This is a genomic window from Ruegeria sp. CK3 (assembly GCF_056536565.1).
In genome coordinates, this window is the sequence record NZ_JBQFPV010000005.1 from 117,094 (window position 1) to 133,958 (window position 16,865).

Sequence of the window (16,865 nt, forward strand, 5' to 3'; positions counted from 1 at the left end):
AACGCGATTTCTGCCTTCGCTGGTTGTCGGTTACGCGGGTATCGAAACAGAACTTAGGAAAATTGCAAGCCTTGCCGTCACGAAATCGTGCATTGCGTTTGACTTTTCCTGGCTCACCGCCTTAGCGTTCGGCATCCATAAAAACAAAACGACCCAAAAGGGAGCGCGCGCGTGCTGGATCAACCAATTGCCCAGATCAAAAAACTGAGGGTGGAGTTTCAGACGAAAGACGGCCCGGTCGTCGGCGTTGAGGACGTCTCGTTCGAGGTGAATCCGGGTGAAACGGTTTGTATTGTTGGCGAATCGGGCTCGGGCAAATCGGTTTCCTCGCTGTCTCTGATGCGCCTTGTCGAGTTCGGCGGAGGCGAAATCGCCGGTGGCGAGCTGCTGTTTGACCGTCGCGACGGGGCCGAGATGGACCTGGCCGATGCCGATCAGGATCTGATGAAACAGATTCGCGGCAACGAGATCGGTATGATCTTTCAGGAGCCGATGACCGCCTTGAACCCGGTTTTTACCGTTGGTCGGCAACTGACCGAAGGGCTGCGCATTCACAAGGAAATGTCCAAGGCGCAGGCCGAAGAGCGCGCTTTGGAGCTGCTGCGCCAAGTGCGAATCCCCGAACCCGAGCGCCGGTTGAAGCAGTACCCGCACGAGCTTTCAGGGGGCATGCGCCAGCGCGTGGTGATCGCAATGGCGATGGCGTGCGAGCCACGTCTGCTGATCGCGGACGAACCGACGACCGCATTGGACGTGACCATTCAGGCTGAGATTCTGGCTCTCATGGACCGTTTGAAACGCGAAACGGGCACTGCGGTTATGTTCATCACCCATGACATGGCCGTGGTGGCACAGATGGCCGACCGCGTTGTGGTCATGTTCCGTGGCAACAAGGTCGAAGAGGGCCCGGTCACCGAAATTTTCGAAAATCCGCAGCATGACTACACTAAGGCGCTGCTGGCTGCGGTACCGAAACTGGGTGAGATGCAGGGGAAGGCCGCGCCCGAACCGATGAAACTTCTGGGTGTTGAAGGGCAGAACATCGCTCCGATTCCCGGCACGGAAGAGACGTTGCTGACGGTCAAGAACCTGACCACGCGTTTCCCAGTCAAAGGCGGTTTGCTGCGCCGGACAATCTCGAATGTTCACGCGGTCGAAGATGTCTCGTTCACGCTGAACAAAGGGCAGACACTCAGCCTTGTGGGCGAATCGGGATGTGGCAAGTCCTCGGCCGGGCGCTCGATCCTGCGATTGGTCGAGCCGATGGCGGGTGAGGTCAATCTGGACGGCGTCGATATCATGAAGCTGGACCAATCCGGTCTGCGCAAGGCGCGGCTGGATATGCAGATGATCTTTCAGGACCCCTTCGCTTCGCTCAATCCGCAGATGCAGTTGATCGACCAAGTGGCGGAACCGATGCGCAACTACGGTGTGGCCTCGGGGTCTGAATTGCAGGATCGCGTGGCGCAGCTGTTCGACAAGGTGCAACTGCCGCGCAGCTTCATGCGCCGTTTCCCGCATGAGATGTCCGGCGGTCAGCGGCAGCGGATCGCCATCGCCCGGGCCTTGGCGTTGAACCCGAAACTGATTATCGCGGATGAGGCGGTCTCGGCGCTGGACGTGTCGGTGCAGGCGCAGGTGCTGAACCTGATGATGGAGCTGCAATCCGAACTGAGCCTGTCTTACCTGTTCATCAGTCACGATATGGCCGTCGTGGAGCGAGTCAGCCACCATGTGGGCGTGATGTATCTGGGCCGGATTGTCGAACTTGGGCCGCGCGCGCGGGTGTTCGAGAATCCACAGCACCCGTATACACAGGCGCTGATGAAGGCGGTTCCAATCGCGGACCCGAACAAACGGAAATCGGAAAAAGATTTGAATTTCAAACCGATCCCGTCACCCATTCATCCAATCGGATACGCGCCAGAACCGTCGACGTACAACGAGGTTGAGCCGGGCCATTTCATCCTGACTACGGATAGCGGGTACTAACACATATGCCACAGCGTCTGACGCCGCTTGAGATCATGACCAAGTTGATCTCATTCCCGACCGTAAGCCGTGAAACAAACTTGCCACTAGTGGACTGGGTCGAAGGTTACCTGAACGAACACGGTATCGAAGCCCATCGCTGGCCGGACCCGGATCAGCCGAACAAGGCGGCGATTTTTGCGCATGTCGGCCCGTGGGAAGAGGGGGGCGTTGTCCTCTCGGGTCACACCGATGTCGTTCCGGTGGACGGACAGCCCTGGGACACGGATCCGTTCATTGTCACTGAGAAGGACGGCAAGTACTACGGACGCGGCACCTGCGACATGAAGGGCTTTGACGCGCTCGCGATTTGGGCCCTGGTCGAGGCGCGCGAAGCGGGGCTCAAACGTCCCTTGCAACTGGCGCTGAGCTTCGATGAAGAGGTTGGATGCACTGGCGCTCCGCCAATGATCGAGGCGATGAATAAAGTGCTGCCCAAAGGCTCGGCTGTGATCGTGGGCGAGCCTTCGACAATGCAGGCTGTCACCGGCCACAAGGGCGGTTTTGGCTATGACACGCATATGGTTGGGTTTGAGGTTCATAGCTCGATCATGCACACAGGCGTGAATGCCATCATGGAGGCCGCGCCGCTGATCAATTGGGCAAATGAACAGAACGCCCGCAATCAAGCAGCCACGCCCAGCGAAACGGCGGCGGTGTTCGATCCGCCCTGGACCACGGTCCATGTAGGCATGATCGAAGGCGGCACTGCGCATAATATCACCGCCAAGGATTGCTACTTCATGCTGGATTTCCGCACCGTTCCGGATGAAAGCAAAGCCGCATGGCGCGATGCCTACTTCGAACAGGTGCGCGCGGTCGAGGCGCGGATGCAGGCGGTTCATCCCGAAGCGCGGATCGAGATCTCTGAGAATTTCTCGATCCCCGGTTTGGTCCCCGAACAGGATGGTGAGGCCGAAGCTCTGGTACGCGCCCTGACCGGTGACAACGCAAGCCATGTGGTCAGCTATGGCACCGAGGCCGGGCAGTTTCAGGAAGCAGGTTATTCAGCGGTTATCTGCGGCCCGGGCGACATTGCGCAGGCACATCAACCGAATGAGTTCATTTCGGTCGCTCAGTTCGAAGCGGGCCATGCGTTCATGCAGCGATTGGTCGATAAACTGTCCACCTCAACCCAAGGAGGTCCAAAATGCCGGTGAAAAACAGACTTGCCGAAATGCAGGCAGAGATCACCAAGTGGCGTCGCCATCTGCATGCGCATCCCGAACTGATGTATGACGTTCACGAGACCGCCGGTTTTGTTGTTGAGCGGCTAAAGGCCTTCGGTGTCGATGAAATCACCGAGGGCATCGGCAAGACTGGCGTTGTTGCCGTGATCAAGGGCCGCTCGGACACCAAGGGTCGGGTGATCGGATTGCGCGCAGATATGGACGCCCTGCCGATCGAAGAGGCAACGGGTTTGGACTATGCCTCGACCGTTCCGGGCAAGATGCATGCCTGTGGGCATGACGGGCATACCTCGATGCTGCTTGGGGCTGCGCAGTACCTGGCCGAGACGCGGAATTTCGATGGCACCGCCGTGCTGATCTTTCAACCGGCCGAGGAGGGTGGCGCCGGAGGTCTCGCTATGTGTCAGGACGGGTTGATGGAGCGCTGGGGCATTCAGGAAGTCTACGGCATGCACAACATGCCTGGCCTGCCGGTTGGTGAATTTGCGATCCGGCCCGGAGCCCTTCTGGCCTCGTCGGACGAGTTCGAAATTACCGTCACCGGCAAGGGTGGCCACGCGGCAGCCCCGCATGAGGCGGTGGATACAACGCTTGTCGCATCGCATATTGTTGTGTCTTTGCAATCCGTTGTGGCCCGCACTGTCGATCCGATCAAACGAGTTGTTCTGACGGTGGGTACGTTCGAGACGGACAGCGTGGCCTCAAACGTGATTGCGCATACGGTCCGTCTGAAAGGCACGGTACGAACGCTTGACCCCGAGTACCGCGCGATCGCGGAACAGCGTGTTCGCCGAATTGCAGAAGATACGGCCTCGGCCTTTGACGCGTCCGCCAAGGTAGAATGGACGCCGGGCTATCCGGTGACGGTAAACTCCGAGGCCGAGACCAGCTATGCCTCTGAGGCCGCCGCAGCTGTGGCTGGAAAGGTAAACGATGGCACCGATCCGATCATGCCGTCGGAAGATTTCGCTTACATGCTTGAAGAACGGCCCGGAGCCTACATCTTTCTAGGGAACGGAGACACTGCGATGTGTCACCACCCAGAATACAATTTCGATGATGACGCCATACCCGCTGGTTGTAGCTGGTTCGCTGAGATGGTCGAACGCCGGATGCCGGCCGGATGATTTAGGAGAGACAAGATATGCCAGTCAAAAACCGCTTTGCGGAACTGCAGGACGAGATCACAACGTGGCGACGTGACCTGCACGAAAACCCTGAAATCCTGTTTGAAACCCACCGCACTAGCGCTCTGGTCGCCGAAAAGCTGACGGAGTTCGGCTGCGATGAGGTTGTCACCGGCATTGGCCGCACCGGCGTTGTCGGTGTGATCAAGGGCAAGTCGGACAGCAAGGGCAAGGTGATCGGTCTGCGCGCGGATATGGACGCTCTGCCGATCCTCGAGGCGACGGGGCTTGACTATGCTTCGAAAACGCCGGGGGCAATGCACGCCTGCGGCCATGATGGTCATACCGCGATGCTTCTTGGTGCAGCGAAGTACCTGTCGGAAACCCGCAATTTCGATGGCACCGTTGTCGTGATCTTCCAGCCCGCCGAAGAAGGCGGCGGCGGAGGTCGCGAGATGTGTGAAGACGGCATGATGGACCGCTGGAACATTCAGGAGGTCTACGGGATGCACAACTGGCCGGGCAAACCGGTTGGCAGCTTCTCGATCCGTCCGGGGTCGTTCTTCGCTGCCACGGACCAGTTCGACATCACGTTTGAAGGGCGCGGCGGTCATGCGGCGAAACCGCAGGAGACGGTCGATACCACCGTGATGACGGCGCAGGCGGTGCTGGCGCTGCAGACGATCGCCTCGCGCAATGCAGATCCGGTTGATCAAGTGGTTGTGTCGGTGACCTCGTTCGAGACCTCGTCGAAGGCCTTCAACGTGATCCCGCAATCGGTTCAGATCAAAGGCACCGTGCGCACCATGAGCAAGGAGATGCGCGATCTGGCCGAGCAGCGGATCAACGAGATATGCAACGGCGTAGCGGCGACCTTTGGTGGCACGGCAGAGGTCACCTATATTCGAGGCTATCCGGTTATGGTGAACAGCGATGAGCAGACCGAGTTTGCGGCCGACGTCGCGCGATCGGTGTCTGGCGCTTGCGAAGAGGCCCCTCTGGTCATGGGCGGCGAGGATTTTGCCTTTATGCTGGAAGAACGTCCGGGCGCCTATATCCTCGTGGGCAATGGCGACACGGCCATGGTCCATCACCCTGAGTACAATTTCAATGATGAGGCCATCCCTGCCGGGTGCAGCTGGTGGGCCGAGATTGTAGAACAGCGGATGCCTGCGGCCTGAATGACAGGGTGGGGGCTCTGCCCCCACACCCCCGGGATATTTTCAGCCAGATGAAGAAGGATCCTTCGGCTCTAGGCCGAGTGTGGAGCAGAGCGTTTCGATCACGTTTTGCAGCGCGTCTTTTTGGGTTGCGACGCAGGTGCGGGCGGCGGAGCGGGCTTGGGTCAGGGCTGCGTCGTTGGACAGCCAGTTGTCGACGGCTTTCTCAAGATCTTTGGCGGTTTCAACCTGAACGGCCCCGCCGGTGTCGATAAGGGGTGCGAAAGTTTCGGCGAAGTTGAAGTAGCCCGGACCGGTCATGACGGCAGCCCCGGCTTGAGCTGGTTCGAACGGGTTGTGACCGCCGATCTCTCTCAAAGACCCGCCGAGAAAGACAATCGGGCAAAGCGCGTACCATGTGCCGGTTTCGCCAAGGGTATCGGCCACGTAGACCTGAGTCTCATTTGTAATAGGGTCGGTCTTGGTTCGGAAGGCCGATGTGAGTTTGGCTTTGGTCAGGAGGGTCGCGACCTCCTCGCGCCGTTCCGGGTGTCGCGGTATCAGCAGCAACAGCAAGTCTGGGTACTGCTTAAGCAAAGCTTTGTGGGCGGCCAGAACCGTTTCCTCTTCGCCTGCATGGGTAGAGCTGGCGATCCAGACGGGTCGATGGCCAATCTGGTTTTGGATATCCGTCAGCGTGGTTTGATCCACCGGCAATGGGTCGGACATCGCCTTGAGGTTGGTGCCGGGCTGAACGCGATCAGGGTCCGCCCCAATTGCGATCAGATTCGTGGCCGTTTTGTCATTCTGCGTGAGAAACAGCGCGAAATGGTCCAGGATGAAGCGCGCAGTTTCTGGGCGTTTTTGCCACCCCGCCACGGACTTGTCGGATAAACGTGCGTTCAGGAGACACAAAGGCGTGCCGCGTCCAGCCGTCTCGACGATCAGGCGGGGCCAGATTTCACTTTCTACAAGTATGGCAGCATCTGGCGCCCAGTGGTCCAGAAACCGTCGCACAGGGCGGGCGCTATCCAAGGGTGGAAACTGATGTTGGGTGCGAGGGGGAAGTCGCTTGTCAATCAGCGCAGCTGAGGTGGGCGTGCCGGAGGTGATCAGGAACTCGGTTTGCGGCAGGCGCTCGCCAAGCCGGTGGATCAGGCTGAGGACCGAGAGGCTTTCGCCAACGCTGGCTGCATGAAACCAGATCAATTGTCCTGCGGGGCGATCTAGGCTGGCATAGCCCAGCCGCTCCTGCTGGCGCTGGTCCGAGACTTCGGCCGCCTGCAGCTTTTTGCGCACGGTCCGCCAGGCCAAAGGCTGCGCGAGAGAGGTGACGCCGCAGTACAGCTTGTACAGCAGTGTCGGACGAACGTCAGAGCCGGGCATGTCAGCCGCCTGTGTGGCTCATGTGGCGGCTCATTTGGCCATCGACGGCCTGACGGGAATAGTCGAAATCATGCCCTTTGGGCTTGAGGTTGATCGCGGCGCGGATCGCCTCTTCCAAGGGTTTTTCCGTGTCCGGGTGATCGCGCAACGGCGCGCGCAGGTCGGCCATGTCCTCCTGACCCAGGCACATGTAAAGCTCACCGGTGCAGGTAAGGCGCACGCGGTTGCAGCTTTCGCAGAAATTATGGGAAAGCGGGGTGATAAAGCCGATCTTCTGGCCGGTTTCCTCAAGCCGGACATAACGCGCAGGCCCTCCGGAGCGTTCGGCAAGATCGGTCACGCTGTAGTGGTTTTCGTATTCCTTGCGCACATCTTTCAGCGACCAGTACTGGTCCAACCGGTCCTCATTGCCGATGTCGCCCATCGGCATGACCTCGATCCAGGTCAAGTCCATGTCGCGTTCGGCGCACCATTCGGTGATCTGGGGCAATTCGGGTTCGTTGAAGCCCTTCAGAGCCACAGCGTTAATCTTGACCCGCAGGCCCGCCTTTTGCGCGGCATCAATCCCGTTCAGAACCTGTTTCAGACGTCCCCATCGCGTAACGGCTGCGAATTTATCCTCATCCAGCGTGTCCAGCGAGATATTCACCCGTCGCACACCCGCCGCGCAGAGGTCATCGGCAAATCGCGAAAGCTGCGAGCCATTGGTTGTAAGCGTCAGTTCTTTCAGCGCGCCGCTTTCCAGATGACGGGTCATGGAGTTGAAGAACGTCATGATATTGCGACGCACGAGCGGCTCACCACCGGTGATGCGCAGTTTCTCAACGCCCATATTCACGAAGGTGGAACACATGCGGTCCAGCTCTTCCAGCGTCAGCAGCTCTTTCTTGGGCAGAAAGGTCATGTTCTCGGACATGCAATAGACGCAGCGAAAGTCGCAGCGGTCGGTTACCGAGACGCGCAGATACGTGATGGCACGGGCGAAAGGATCAATAAGCGGAGCAGTCATGCGGTATAGGTAAAGCTGGAACAGGCCCGCGACAAGAGTGAACTGTGCTTTGGTCTGGTACAGCTGCATGAGGGGTAGTAGGTTCGGAGTATGAGAGAACTGCTTGTGATATCCTGCGTTTTGCTGGTCGGGTGCGATACCGTGCGTTCGACAACGGATCGTTTGTTGGGGCGCGATGAGGCTGCTGAGGTAACACCTGCTGCTGTAGAGACCGCACCTGCTGAGGCGGAAAGCTCAGCCTATATCCAGCCTGCAACCGCGACAGCGAACTGGACCGGTGCCAAGACGACCATTGCCGGGTTGGGCGATCCGTCGACGCCGGGCCGCTGGATGCAGACGCCGTTGGTCGATTCCGAGGTGACCGCGCGAGTGGTTGTGCCGAAAACTGGGGCGCAGGCTTACATCACACTGGTTCCGGCCTCGGGGCCCGAGACGGGTGGCAGCCGTTTGTCACTGGATGCCATGCGTGCGTTGCTGGTGCCGTTCGATCAGTTGGTCGAGGTCGAGGTCTACGCGAACTAACTTTTCAGGTATTTTCTGGACTCACGCCGGGCAAAGGGTTTCATCGCGTCGCCATGTGCGTCCAGAAAAGCCACGACCCGTTCGGGATCATGTTTGGAGAGTTCCCGCAGCCACCATGCTATGGATTTCTGAATGAACCAGTTCCGATCGGGCACATAGCCTGCAGCCCATCCGAGGATGCGATCTCGGCGCGCCAGATCTTCGGGTTTGGGGTGGTTCTGCTTGGTCCAAGGCAGGGTCGAGACCAGAGCAGCGCGGCGGGTCCACATGTGGTCTGATCCCGTCCATGTTTTAACCTGATCCAGCCGTGTGGGATCGGCGCTCAGGCGTTTCTGGATGGCGGTGCAAGCGTGGTCGGCGATGGCCCATGCGTCGAAATCGGACACCCAGCTTTGCAACAAGGCCCACACATCCTCATCTGGGCGAATGCGCGCCTGGGTCAGCAGTTTGGAGGCCGCAACGCGCGCCTCGTGAATGTTGGTCTGCCAGAGCGCATCCGCGAGGGTGACGCGCTCTGCAATGGACAATTCCTTGCGCCAGGCTTTGGTCAGATCGTTGAGAACAGGAACCGCGACGCCCAGATAGGGACGCTCGGCCTTGTGATAGACCGCGACCTGTTCCGCGCGTTCGGCATCGGCATGTGCCTTGATCTGATCCAGATAGGGGGCAAGCATGGTCTAGACCGGAACGCCGGTGGGCTTGCCGTCAATCGTCTGTTGGTTCTTCGCGACCCAATAGGCGCGGATATCGTCGTCTGATTTGCCGTCGACCCATTTTTGCATCGTGTCGCGATCCGATTGGAACTCCATGAACGGGACCGCATAACCGCAGGAGGTCTGCACCAGATCAATGCTGAGGTCATAGATCTGCCGCGCGCTGCGGTGGTTCGGGAAGTGACCTGCCAATTCGTCCCAGCCGTCATCCCCTGCATGCAGGGTGCGTGCGGTGCCGTAGGTGCGCAGGATCAGCGGGCGGGTGGTGAAGGAGCACCACATCAGGGTCATGCGGTTGACCTCAAGCAGATGCCCGGCAGTCTCATTCCCGCTGCCGGTCAGGTTCATCCAGGCAATCCGGTTTGGCCCCAGAATACGCAGTGAATCCATGCCCTTGGGTGAGATGTTGACCCGCCCCTCAACCCCGGCGCTGCCCACGAAGAACATGTGCTGATCGTTGATGAATGTCTGATGCGCGTCGTCGAGATGGGGAAACTGCTTGGCCATGTCTTACTCCACAGTCACAGATTTCGCGAGGTTGCGCGGCTGGTCCACATCCGTCCCCTTGGCGACAGCCGTATGATAGGCCAGCAACTGCGCCGGAACGGAATAGAGGATCGGGGTCAGGTTGGTGTGGATGTGGGGCATGCGGATCGTGCTCCAGACATCATCCCCGGCCTCGGCAATGCCATCATCATCAGAGACAAGGATCACCTTGCCCTTGCGGGCCATCACCTCTTGCATGTTCGAGACGGTCTTGTCGAAAACGGCGTCGCGCGGGGCCATGACCACCACCGGCATATGCTTGTCGATCAACGCGATGGGGCCGTGTTTCAATTCACCCGACGCGTAACCTTCGGCATGGATATAGCTGATTTCCTTCAGTTTCAGCGCGCCTTCCATCGCCAGCGGATACATCAGGCCACGGCCCAGGAACAGCACGTCACGCGCCTCGGACAGGCGCTGGGCAGATTTGCGGATGGCGCGGTTCTGATCCAAAGCGGCGTTCAGGACCGAGGGTAAGCCGCGCAGAGCGGCGGCGTGATCGGCCAATTCCTCATCGCTCAGCGTGCCCCGATCAGCGGCGGCCTTGAGCGCAAGCATCAGCAACACGCTCAGCTGGCAGGTAAAGGCCTTGGTCGAGGCAACGCCGATCTCAACCCCTGCGTGGATGGGCAGGGCGATATGGCTTTCCCGCGCAATCGAGCTTTCGGGGACATTGATGACCGACACAATCTTGTCCGCCTTGCCCTCGCAATAGCGCAGCGCGGCCAATGTATCGGCGGTTTCGCCCGACTGGCTGACGAACAGCGCCATGGTACGGTCGGTAATGGGTGGTTCGCGATAGCGGAACTCGCTGGCGATATCGACCTCAACCGGCATTTTCGCCAGCTGCTCGAACCAGTATTTTGCTGTCAGGCAGGCATAGAAGGCCGTGCCGCAGGCGACCATGGTCAGGCGATCCAGCTTGGTGAAATCCAGATCGGTCTCGGGTAGAACCACGCGGTCTCCGCCGGTGGGCAGGTAGGAGCGGATCGCCTCCGCCACGACCACCGGTTGCTCGGCGATTTCCTTGGCCATGAAGTGCTTGTGTTCGCCCTTGTCGGCGCGGGCCGTATCCAGCTTGATCTTACGCATTTCGCGATTGGCCAGTTCACCGGCTTCGGTGCGAATTTCCAGCGAGGTGCGGGTCAGGACAGCGCGGTCGCCTTCCTCAAGATAGGTGATCTTGTTGGTCAGCGGAGCCAGAGCAATCGCGTCCGACCCCACATACATCTCTCCTTCTCCATGGCCGATCGCCAGCGGAGAACCCTTGCGCGCGGCCACGATCAGGTCGTCTTGACCGTCGAACAGAAAGGCCAACGCAAATGCACCTTCCAGCTGGTCGATGGTCTTGAAGGCCGCTTCAACAGGGGACAGACCGGTATTCAGGTAGTGCGCGGCCATCAGGGCCACGGTTTCAGTGTCGGTCTCAGTCACGAAATCCACGCCGTGTCCGGCCAGTTCGGCACGCAGCTCGCGGTAATTCTCGACAATCCCGTTATGTACGACTGCAACAGGCCCGGCCTTGTGCGGATGCGCGTTGGTGACCGAGGGCGCGCCGTGCGTGGCCCAGCGGGTGTGCCCGATCCCGGATTTGCCGGGCAAAGGATCGTGGACCAGAAGGTCGCTCAAGTTCACCAGCTTGCCAACGGCCCGACGGCGTCCCAAAGCGCCATCGTTGACGGTCGCAATCCCTGCGCTGTCATAGCCGCGATATTCCAGCCGTTTCAGGGCTTCAACCAAAATGGGGGCAGCCTCATGCTGTCCCAATACACCAACAATTCCACACATAAAATCAGGCCTCTTTATCGCGGCGAGCCTTTTTCGCCTTTAACATATCAAACAATTTGCGCGCATAGCCGGGCTTGTTCTCCTGCTTGGCGCGCGCGACAGCAAGCGCCTCGGCTTCCACGTCTTTGGTCACGACCGTACCGGTTGCCGTCATTGCACCATCGCCTACGCTAACGGGGGCTACGAGCATGGTGTTGGAGCCAATAAAGACACCCTCACCAATCGTGGTCTTGTGTTTCATCACGCCGTCATAGTTGCAGGTAATCGTCCCCGCACCGATATTCGAACCCGCCCCGACCGAGGCATCCCCGATGTAGCTGAGGTGATTGACCTTTGCGCCCTCGGCGATCTCGGCATTCTTGATCTCGACGAAATTGCCGATGCGCGCGTTTTCCGCCAGTTCCGCGCCGGGGCGCAAGCGGGCGTAGGGACCGATGATGGCCCCTCGGCTGACATGGCAGCCCTCCAGATGCGAAAACGCCCGGATCGTTGCGCCGCTTTCGACGGTCACGCCGGGACCGAAGACCACATTCGGTTCGATCACCGTGTCGCGCCCGATGACTGTATCGGCGGCAAGGTAGACAGTGTCAGAGGCCATCAGTGTGACGCCCAAATCCAGCAGCTCGGCCCGTGCCTGTGCCTGAAAGACCGCATCCGCCGCGGCCAGATCTGCGCGCGAGTTCACGCCTAAAGTCTGCGCCTCGTCACAGGCGACCGCTGTCACGCTCAGATCGCGGGAGCGGGCGATTTCGACCACATCCGTCAGGTAGTATTCGCCCGAAGCGTTGTCGTTGCTGACCGCATCAATAAGGGACATCAAGGTTTCCGCGTTGCAGGCCAACAGACCCGAGTTGCAGAAGGTGATCGCGCGTTCTTCATCCGAGGCATCTTTGAACTCGACGATCCGCTCCAACGTTTCGCCGTTCATCACCAGGCGGCCGTAGCGTGATGGGTCGGCGGCTTCAAAGCCCAGAATCACCAGATCATTCTGCGCGCGCGCTTCGATCATCCGCTCGAGCGTGTCAGGCTGAAGGAACGGTGTGTCACCGTAAAGGACCACGACATCGCCATCGAACCCCGTTAGCGCATCGCGGGCTTGCGCGACGGCATGGGCGGTTCCCAGTTGCTCCTCCTGCACGGCGATCTGCGCGGTCTCATCCTCGGCCTGTGCGACCTTGGCGACGGCCTCGGCCCCGTGGCCTGTGACGATCACGGTGCGCTCGGGCGACAGCACCGAACCGGCGCGCATGGCGTGAACCAGCATCGGAACCTGAGCGATCGGGTGCAGGACTTTTGGGATGTCCGAATTCATCCTGGTGCCTTTCCCGGCGGCAAGGATGACAAGGGCGGTGGTCATGAAATCGTTTTCTCTTTGTGTTTTGTTGCCGTCCGTTTTATCCGCTGAGGGCAAAGGCGCAAGCCGTTCGGCCATCAAACAAGATTGCCGATTGCAACAGGACATGGCGGAAACCTGCCGAGCAAGGAGGCGCAATGCGCACGGTCATCTTCGATCTGGACGGGACTTTGGCGGATACATCGGGCGATTTGCTGGCCGCTGCAAACCATTGTTTTCGCGAGATGGGGCATGGGGATGTTCTGGTTCATGGGCAGGATGCGGGCATCGCCGTACGTGGCGGGCGCATGATGTTGACGCACGGATTGAAGCGCGTCGGGGCCTATGATGAAGGCACGGTTGACGCGTATTACCCGGTTTTGCTTGAGGCCTACGCGCAGGACATCGACACCCACACGCAGTTCTACCCCGGTGCTTTGGAGGCGGTCGAGGCCCTGAAAGCCGCAGGTTATGGCGTTGGGATATGCACCAACAAACCTGAACGTCTGGCGCATCAATTGCTCAGCCAAATGGGGGTTCTGGATCACTTCGCCTCCTTGGTCGGCGCAGACACTCTAGCGGTGCGCAAACCTGACCCCGAGCCGCTGCGCGAGGCCGCGCGGCGTGCTGGTGGGCATCCGGACCTGTGCGTTCTGATCGGCGATTCCGATACCGACCGCAACACCGCGAAGGCGGCCGGGGTTCCTTCGGTTTTGGTCACGTTCGGGCCCTCTGGCGACGATATGGCCGTTTTGGAGCCTGAAGCCTTGCTGCATCATTTCGACGATCTGCCCGATCTTGTGACTGAGTTGATCGGTGCGGCGGCTTGATCCCTTGACCCGGACCGGATGGAGCACCAGAACTAGGCCATGACTGAGACATTCACCGGCAGCTTCACCCAGCAAGAACCCATCCCGGACGAGGCGGTCGAGGCCGCTCTGACCGTTCTGCGACACGGACGCCTTCATCGCTATAACGTCGTGCCTGGCGAATTGGGCGAGACTGCGCTGCTGGAGCAGGAATTCGCGGCCCAGATGGGGGCGAAATATTGCCTTGCCGTATCGTCGGGTGGCTATGCTTTGGCGACCGCATTGCGGGCCGTAGGTGTGCAGCCCGGCGAGCCGGTGCTGACCAACGCGTTTACTCTGGCCCCTGTGCCGGGGGCAATTGCTTCGGTCGGGGCCAAGCCGGTTTTTGTCGGTGTGACCGAAAACCTGACCATTGATCTGGAAGATCTGGAAGCCAAGCTGGATCAGGCGCGGGTTCTGATGCTCAGCCATATGCGTGGCCATCTGTGCGACATGGACCGGTTGATGCAACTCTGCGATGCAGCCGGCGTGATCGTTATAGAGGACTGCGCCCATACGATGGGGGCCGCGTGGCGCGGGCAGCTCTCGGGCCGGCAAGGGGCTATCGGGTGTTATTCGTGCCAGACCTACAAACATGTGAACTCGGGCGAGGGTGGTCTGCTGGTTACCGATGATGAGGAACTTGCGGCCAAAGCCACTATGCTGTCGGGGTCCTACATGCTCTACGAGCGGCATCTGGCTGCGCCGGAGCCAGAGGTGTTCGAGCGGATCAAATACACCACGCCGAACGTTTCGGGTCGTATGGACAACCTGCGCGCTGCGATTTTGCGTCCTCAGTTACGTGATTTGGATCGGCAGGTTGGCCGGTGGAACGAACGGTATCAGGCCATTGAAGACGGTCTGCGGGGAACGCCCGGCCTGACGATGGTCGAGCGTCCCGAGGCAGAGACCTATGTGGGGTCGTCGATCCAGTTCCTGTTGCTCGATTGGCTGCCTGAAAGGATCGCCGAGGTGATCAACCGCTGTGCCAGCCGCGGGGTGGAGTTGAAATGGTTCGGCGGTGCCGAGCCCACCGGGTTTACCTCACGCTATGACAGTTGGCGCTATGCCGAAAGTGAGCGAATGCCTGCCTCGGACCGGGTTTTGGCGGGGATCATGGACATGCGTGTGCCTCTGACCTTTTCGCTGGAAGACTGCCAGCTGATTTCCCGCATTATCCGGGCCGAGGTCGGAGCCGTCTACCAATCGTGATCCAATTGAGTGCGCCCGCAGCGCACGCTTGATTTTTTAGAAAACGCCGCCCCGGTTCGGGCGGCGTTTTGCGTGTTGGAACCGGAGCGCCCGGAATGATTGACCCGCCGCAGATTCGCTGGTATCCAGTTATTGAACACTTGTTCATTAATGCTGAGAGGAGAGCGTCAATGTTCATGGCGAGTATGCAATTCGATCTGGGCGACGACGTGAATGCGCTGCGCGAGATGGTGCATCGTTGGGCGCAGGAGCGGGTCAAGCCGATGGCGGCCGAGGTCGATGCGTCGAACGCGTTCCCCAATGAGCTATGGACTGAGATGGGCGCGCTTGGCCTGTTGGGCGTGACCGTGCCCGAGGAATATGGTGGCGCTGGCATGTCTTATCTGGCCCATACCATCGCGATCGAGGAGATCGCGCGGGCCTCGGCCTCGGTCTCGCTGTCCTATGGCGCGCATTCGAACCTCTGCGTGAACCAGATCAAGCTGAACGGCACGGAAGAGCAAAAACAAAAATACCTCCCACGCCTGATCTCGGGCGAACATGTGGGCGCGCTTGCGATGTCCGAACCCTCGGCTGGATCGGATGTGGTTTCGATGAAGCTGCGCGCCGAGAAGCGCAATGATCACTACCGCCTGAACGGGAACAAGTATTGGATCACCAATGGGCCGGATGCGGATACTCTGGTCGTCTATGCCAAGACCGACCCGGATGCGGGATCGAAAGGGATCACCGCGTTTCTGATCGAGAAAGAGATGACGGGATTCTCGACCTCGCCCCATTTCGACAAGCTTGGGATGCGTGGGTCCAACACCGCAGAACTGATCTTTGAAGACGTAGAAGTACCGTTTGAGAATGTTCTGGGCGAAGAGGGCAAGGGTGTTGCCGTTCTGATGTCCGGGCTCGACTATGAACGTGTTGTGCTGGCCGGGATCGGAACCGGCATCATGGCCGCATGTCTGGATGAAATCATGCCCTATCTGGCCGAGCGCAAGCAGTTCGGCAAACCCATCGGCATGTTCCAACTGATGCAGGGCAAGATCGCAGATATGTACACTGCGATGAACTCGGCCCGTGCTTACGTGTATGAGGTCGCCAAGGCCTGCGACAGAGGGGACGTGACCCGTCAGGACGCGGCGGCGTGCTGCCTCTATGCCTCTGAGGCGGCGATGACGCAGGCGCATCAGGCCGTACAGGCGATGGGAGGGGCGGGGTTCTTGTCAGACGCTCCGGTCAGCCGGATCTTCCGGGATGCCAAGCTGATGGAGATCGGGGCCGGGACCAGCGAAATCCGCCGCATGCTGATCGGTCGTGAATTGATGGGCGAAATGCTGGGATAAGAAATCGCCCCGCAGCCGAGGGAACTGCGGGGCGTTTCGATCAAAGGATCAGAAGCGATGGACGTAGGATACGCCGACCAGCCAAGGATCGATTTCTGCGGTACCGATATCGGCACCGTTCAGTTTGACGTCCGAGTCGATATCGAACCAACGCACGTTCAAACGGACAGCGCCTTGTTCAGTGATCTGATAATCCAAACCAGCCTGAAGCGACAAACCGAACGAGTTGTCCAGTTCCAGGTCTCCCAGCGGAGAGCTTTCTTCGAAGAAGATAGTATAGTTGAGGCCTGCGCCAACATAGGGCTTCCAAGCGCTGTTGGTCGGGAAGTGATAGTTCAGCGACAAAGTGGGGGGCAGGTGCTTAGTGCTGCCAGCGTCGGTGCTGCCACCCAGGGTGATATCGTGTTCGAATGGCGTGGAGGCCAGCAATTCGATACCCAGGTTGTCCCGGATGAAGTATTCGACGGTAAAGATCGGACGGGTGTCGTCGTCGACCTCGGCGTCAAAACCGGCCAGCGTTCCGTTGTCAGATTTAGGGTCCAGGTAGCCGACACCGAAACCAACGGTCCAGTCACCTTGCGATTGGGCGAGTGCGGGGCCAGCCAGCGCGATCAGCGCGGTGGAGAGGGTCAAAGCGGCGAGTTTATTGGTCATTGTTCTGCC

General features: G+C 59.6%; 15 protein-coding genes. 8 read left to right on the forward strand and 7 right to left on the reverse strand.

What is annotated here, in order from left to right:
- Positions 1 to 171 precede the first annotated feature (171 nt).
- The 4 genes from ACR0C3_RS08210 to ACR0C3_RS08225 are packed head-to-tail and all read left to right on the forward strand — an operon-like array spanning position 172 to position 5,529.
- On the forward strand, positions 172 to 1,992 hold the full coding sequence (locus ACR0C3_RS08210; protein WP_480758019.1) for an ABC transporter ATP-binding protein: 1,821 nt from the start codon (positions 172 to 174) through the stop codon (positions 1,990 to 1,992).
- Between the two features lie 5 nt (positions 1,993 to 1,997).
- Positions 1,998 to 3,191 (forward strand): acetylornithine deacetylase, encoded by a 1,194-nt coding sequence (gene argE, locus ACR0C3_RS08215; RefSeq protein ID WP_480758020.1) that lies wholly within the window; start codon positions 1,998 to 2,000, stop codon positions 3,189 to 3,191.
- Positions 3,182 to 4,348: a M20 aminoacylase family protein gene (locus tag ACR0C3_RS08220; RefSeq protein ID WP_170719089.1), complete on the forward strand. Its 1,167-nt coding sequence runs from the start codon at positions 3,182 to 3,184 to the stop codon at positions 4,346 to 4,348. The genes argE and ACR0C3_RS08220 overlap by 10 nt, the downstream gene beginning before the upstream one ends.
- Before the next feature lie 17 nt (positions 4,349 to 4,365).
- Positions 4,366 to 5,529 (forward strand): M20 aminoacylase family protein, encoded by a 1,164-nt coding sequence (locus ACR0C3_RS08225; protein ID WP_480758021.1) that lies wholly within the window; start codon positions 4,366 to 4,368, stop codon positions 5,527 to 5,529.
- Positions 5,530 to 5,571: 42 nt separating this feature from the next.
- On the opposite strand, the gene ACR0C3_RS08230 is transcribed toward ACR0C3_RS08225, so the two are convergent.
- Positions 5,572 to 6,894, reverse strand: a complete 1,323-nt coding sequence (locus ACR0C3_RS08230) for a 3-deoxy-D-manno-octulosonic acid transferase (protein WP_480758022.1) — start codon at positions 6,892 to 6,894, stop codon at positions 5,572 to 5,574.
- Position 6,895: 1 nt separating this feature from the next.
- Positions 6,896 to 7,903, reverse strand: a complete 1,008-nt coding sequence (moaA, locus tag ACR0C3_RS08235; protein WP_480758176.1) for a GTP 3',8-cyclase MoaA — start codon at positions 7,901 to 7,903, stop codon at positions 6,896 to 6,898.
- Between the two features lie 90 nt (positions 7,904 to 7,993).
- On the opposite strand from moaA, the gene ACR0C3_RS08240 reads away from it, so the two are divergent.
- The gene (locus tag ACR0C3_RS08240) at positions 7,994 to 8,425 is read left to right on the forward strand and encodes a hypothetical protein (RefSeq protein WP_170467929.1); all 432 of its coding nucleotides are present in this window, start codon (positions 7,994 to 7,996) and stop codon (positions 8,423 to 8,425) included.
- Here ACR0C3_RS08240 and ACR0C3_RS08245 read toward each other — a convergent pair.
- Genes ACR0C3_RS08245 through glmU form a run of 4 tightly spaced genes read right to left on the reverse strand, consistent with a single transcriptional unit; the run spans position 8,422 to position 12,829 of the window.
- Positions 8,422 to 9,099 (reverse strand): DNA alkylation repair protein, encoded by a 678-nt coding sequence (locus ACR0C3_RS08245; RefSeq protein WP_480758023.1) that lies wholly within the window; start codon positions 9,097 to 9,099, stop codon positions 8,422 to 8,424. The two genes, ACR0C3_RS08240 and ACR0C3_RS08245, sit on opposite strands and share 4 nt — an antisense overlap.
- Before the next feature lie 3 nt (positions 9,100 to 9,102).
- Positions 9,103 to 9,645 (reverse strand): pyridoxamine 5'-phosphate oxidase family protein, encoded by a 543-nt coding sequence (locus tag ACR0C3_RS08250; RefSeq protein WP_480758024.1) that lies wholly within the window; start codon positions 9,643 to 9,645, stop codon positions 9,103 to 9,105.
- Positions 9,646 to 9,648: 3 nt separating this feature from the next.
- Positions 9,649 to 11,472 carry a glutamine--fructose-6-phosphate transaminase (isomerizing) gene (glmS, locus tag ACR0C3_RS08255; protein WP_480758025.1) on the reverse strand — a complete coding sequence of 608 codons (1,824 nt, stop codon included), beginning with the start codon at positions 11,470 to 11,472 and terminating at the stop codon, positions 9,649 to 9,651.
- Positions 11,473 to 11,476: 4 nt separating this feature from the next.
- Positions 11,477 to 12,829 carry a bifunctional UDP-N-acetylglucosamine diphosphorylase/glucosamine-1-phosphate N-acetyltransferase GlmU gene (gene glmU / locus ACR0C3_RS08260; protein ID WP_480758026.1) on the reverse strand — a complete coding sequence of 451 codons (1,353 nt, stop codon included), beginning with the start codon at positions 12,827 to 12,829 and terminating at the stop codon, positions 11,477 to 11,479.
- Between the two features lie 134 nt (positions 12,830 to 12,963).
- Between glmU and ACR0C3_RS08265 the strand changes: the two genes are divergently transcribed.
- The 3 genes from ACR0C3_RS08265 to ACR0C3_RS08275 all read left to right on the forward strand — a co-directional run bounded on the left by ACR0C3_RS08265 (position 12,964) and on the right by ACR0C3_RS08275 (position 16,202).
- Positions 12,964 to 13,635 carry an HAD-IA family hydrolase gene (locus tag ACR0C3_RS08265; protein ID WP_480758027.1) on the forward strand — a complete coding sequence of 224 codons (672 nt, stop codon included), beginning with the start codon at positions 12,964 to 12,966 and terminating at the stop codon, positions 13,633 to 13,635.
- Between the two features lie 39 nt (positions 13,636 to 13,674).
- The gene (locus tag ACR0C3_RS08270; protein ID WP_480758028.1) at positions 13,675 to 14,865 is read left to right on the forward strand and encodes a DegT/DnrJ/EryC1/StrS family aminotransferase; all 1,191 of its coding nucleotides are present in this window, start codon (positions 13,675 to 13,677) and stop codon (positions 14,863 to 14,865) included.
- 170 nt (positions 14,866 to 15,035) lie between these two features.
- On the forward strand, positions 15,036 to 16,202 hold the full coding sequence (locus ACR0C3_RS08275) for an isovaleryl-CoA dehydrogenase (protein ID WP_480758029.1): 1,167 nt from the start codon (positions 15,036 to 15,038) through the stop codon (positions 16,200 to 16,202).
- Positions 16,203 to 16,250: 48 nt separating this feature from the next.
- Here ACR0C3_RS08275 and ACR0C3_RS08280 read toward each other — a convergent pair whose 3' ends face one another.
- The gene (locus tag ACR0C3_RS08280; protein WP_480526578.1) at positions 16,251 to 16,856 is read right to left on the reverse strand and encodes an OmpW/AlkL family protein; all 606 of its coding nucleotides are present in this window, start codon (positions 16,854 to 16,856) and stop codon (positions 16,251 to 16,253) included.
- Positions 16,857 to 16,865 lie beyond the last annotated feature (9 nt).

Coding starts and splice junctions, on each gene's coding strand:
- argE (WP_480758020.1), top strand. CDS start 1,998: ATGCCACAGCGTCTGACGCCGCTTGAGATCATGACCAAGTTGATCTCA.
- ACR0C3_RS08220 (WP_170719089.1), top strand. CDS start 3,182: ATGCCGGTGAAAAACAGACTTGCCGAAATGCAGGCAGAGATCACCAAG.
- ACR0C3_RS08225 (WP_480758021.1), top strand. CDS start 4,366: ATGCCAGTCAAAAACCGCTTTGCGGAACTGCAGGACGAGATCACAACG.
- ACR0C3_RS08230 (WP_480758022.1), bottom strand. CDS start 6,894: ATGCCCGGCTCTGACGTTCGTCCGACACTGCTGTACAAGCTGTACTGC.
- moaA (WP_480758176.1), bottom strand. CDS start 7,903: ATGACTGCTCCGCTTATTGATCCTTTCGCCCGTGCCATCACGTATCTG.
- ACR0C3_RS08240 (WP_170467929.1), top strand. CDS start 7,994: ATGAGAGAACTGCTTGTGATATCCTGCGTTTTGCTGGTCGGGTGCGAT.
- ACR0C3_RS08245 (WP_480758023.1), bottom strand. CDS start 9,099: ATGCTTGCCCCCTATCTGGATCAGATCAAGGCACATGCCGATGCCGAA.
- ACR0C3_RS08250 (WP_480758024.1), bottom strand. CDS start 9,645: ATGGCCAAGCAGTTTCCCCATCTCGACGACGCGCATCAGACATTCATC.
- glmS (WP_480758025.1), bottom strand. CDS start 11,472: ATGTGTGGAATTGTTGGTGTATTGGGACAGCATGAGGCTGCCCCCATT.
- glmU (WP_480758026.1), bottom strand. CDS start 12,829: ATGACCACCGCCCTTGTCATCCTTGCCGCCGGGAAAGGCACCAGGATG.
- ACR0C3_RS08265 (WP_480758027.1), top strand. CDS start 12,964: ATGCGCACGGTCATCTTCGATCTGGACGGGACTTTGGCGGATACATCG.
- ACR0C3_RS08270 (WP_480758028.1), top strand. CDS start 13,675: ATGACTGAGACATTCACCGGCAGCTTCACCCAGCAAGAACCCATCCCG.
- ACR0C3_RS08275 (WP_480758029.1), top strand. CDS start 15,036: ATGTTCATGGCGAGTATGCAATTCGATCTGGGCGACGACGTGAATGCG.
- ACR0C3_RS08280 (WP_480526578.1), bottom strand. CDS start 16,856: ATGACCAATAAACTCGCCGCTTTGACCCTCTCCACCGCGCTGATCGCG.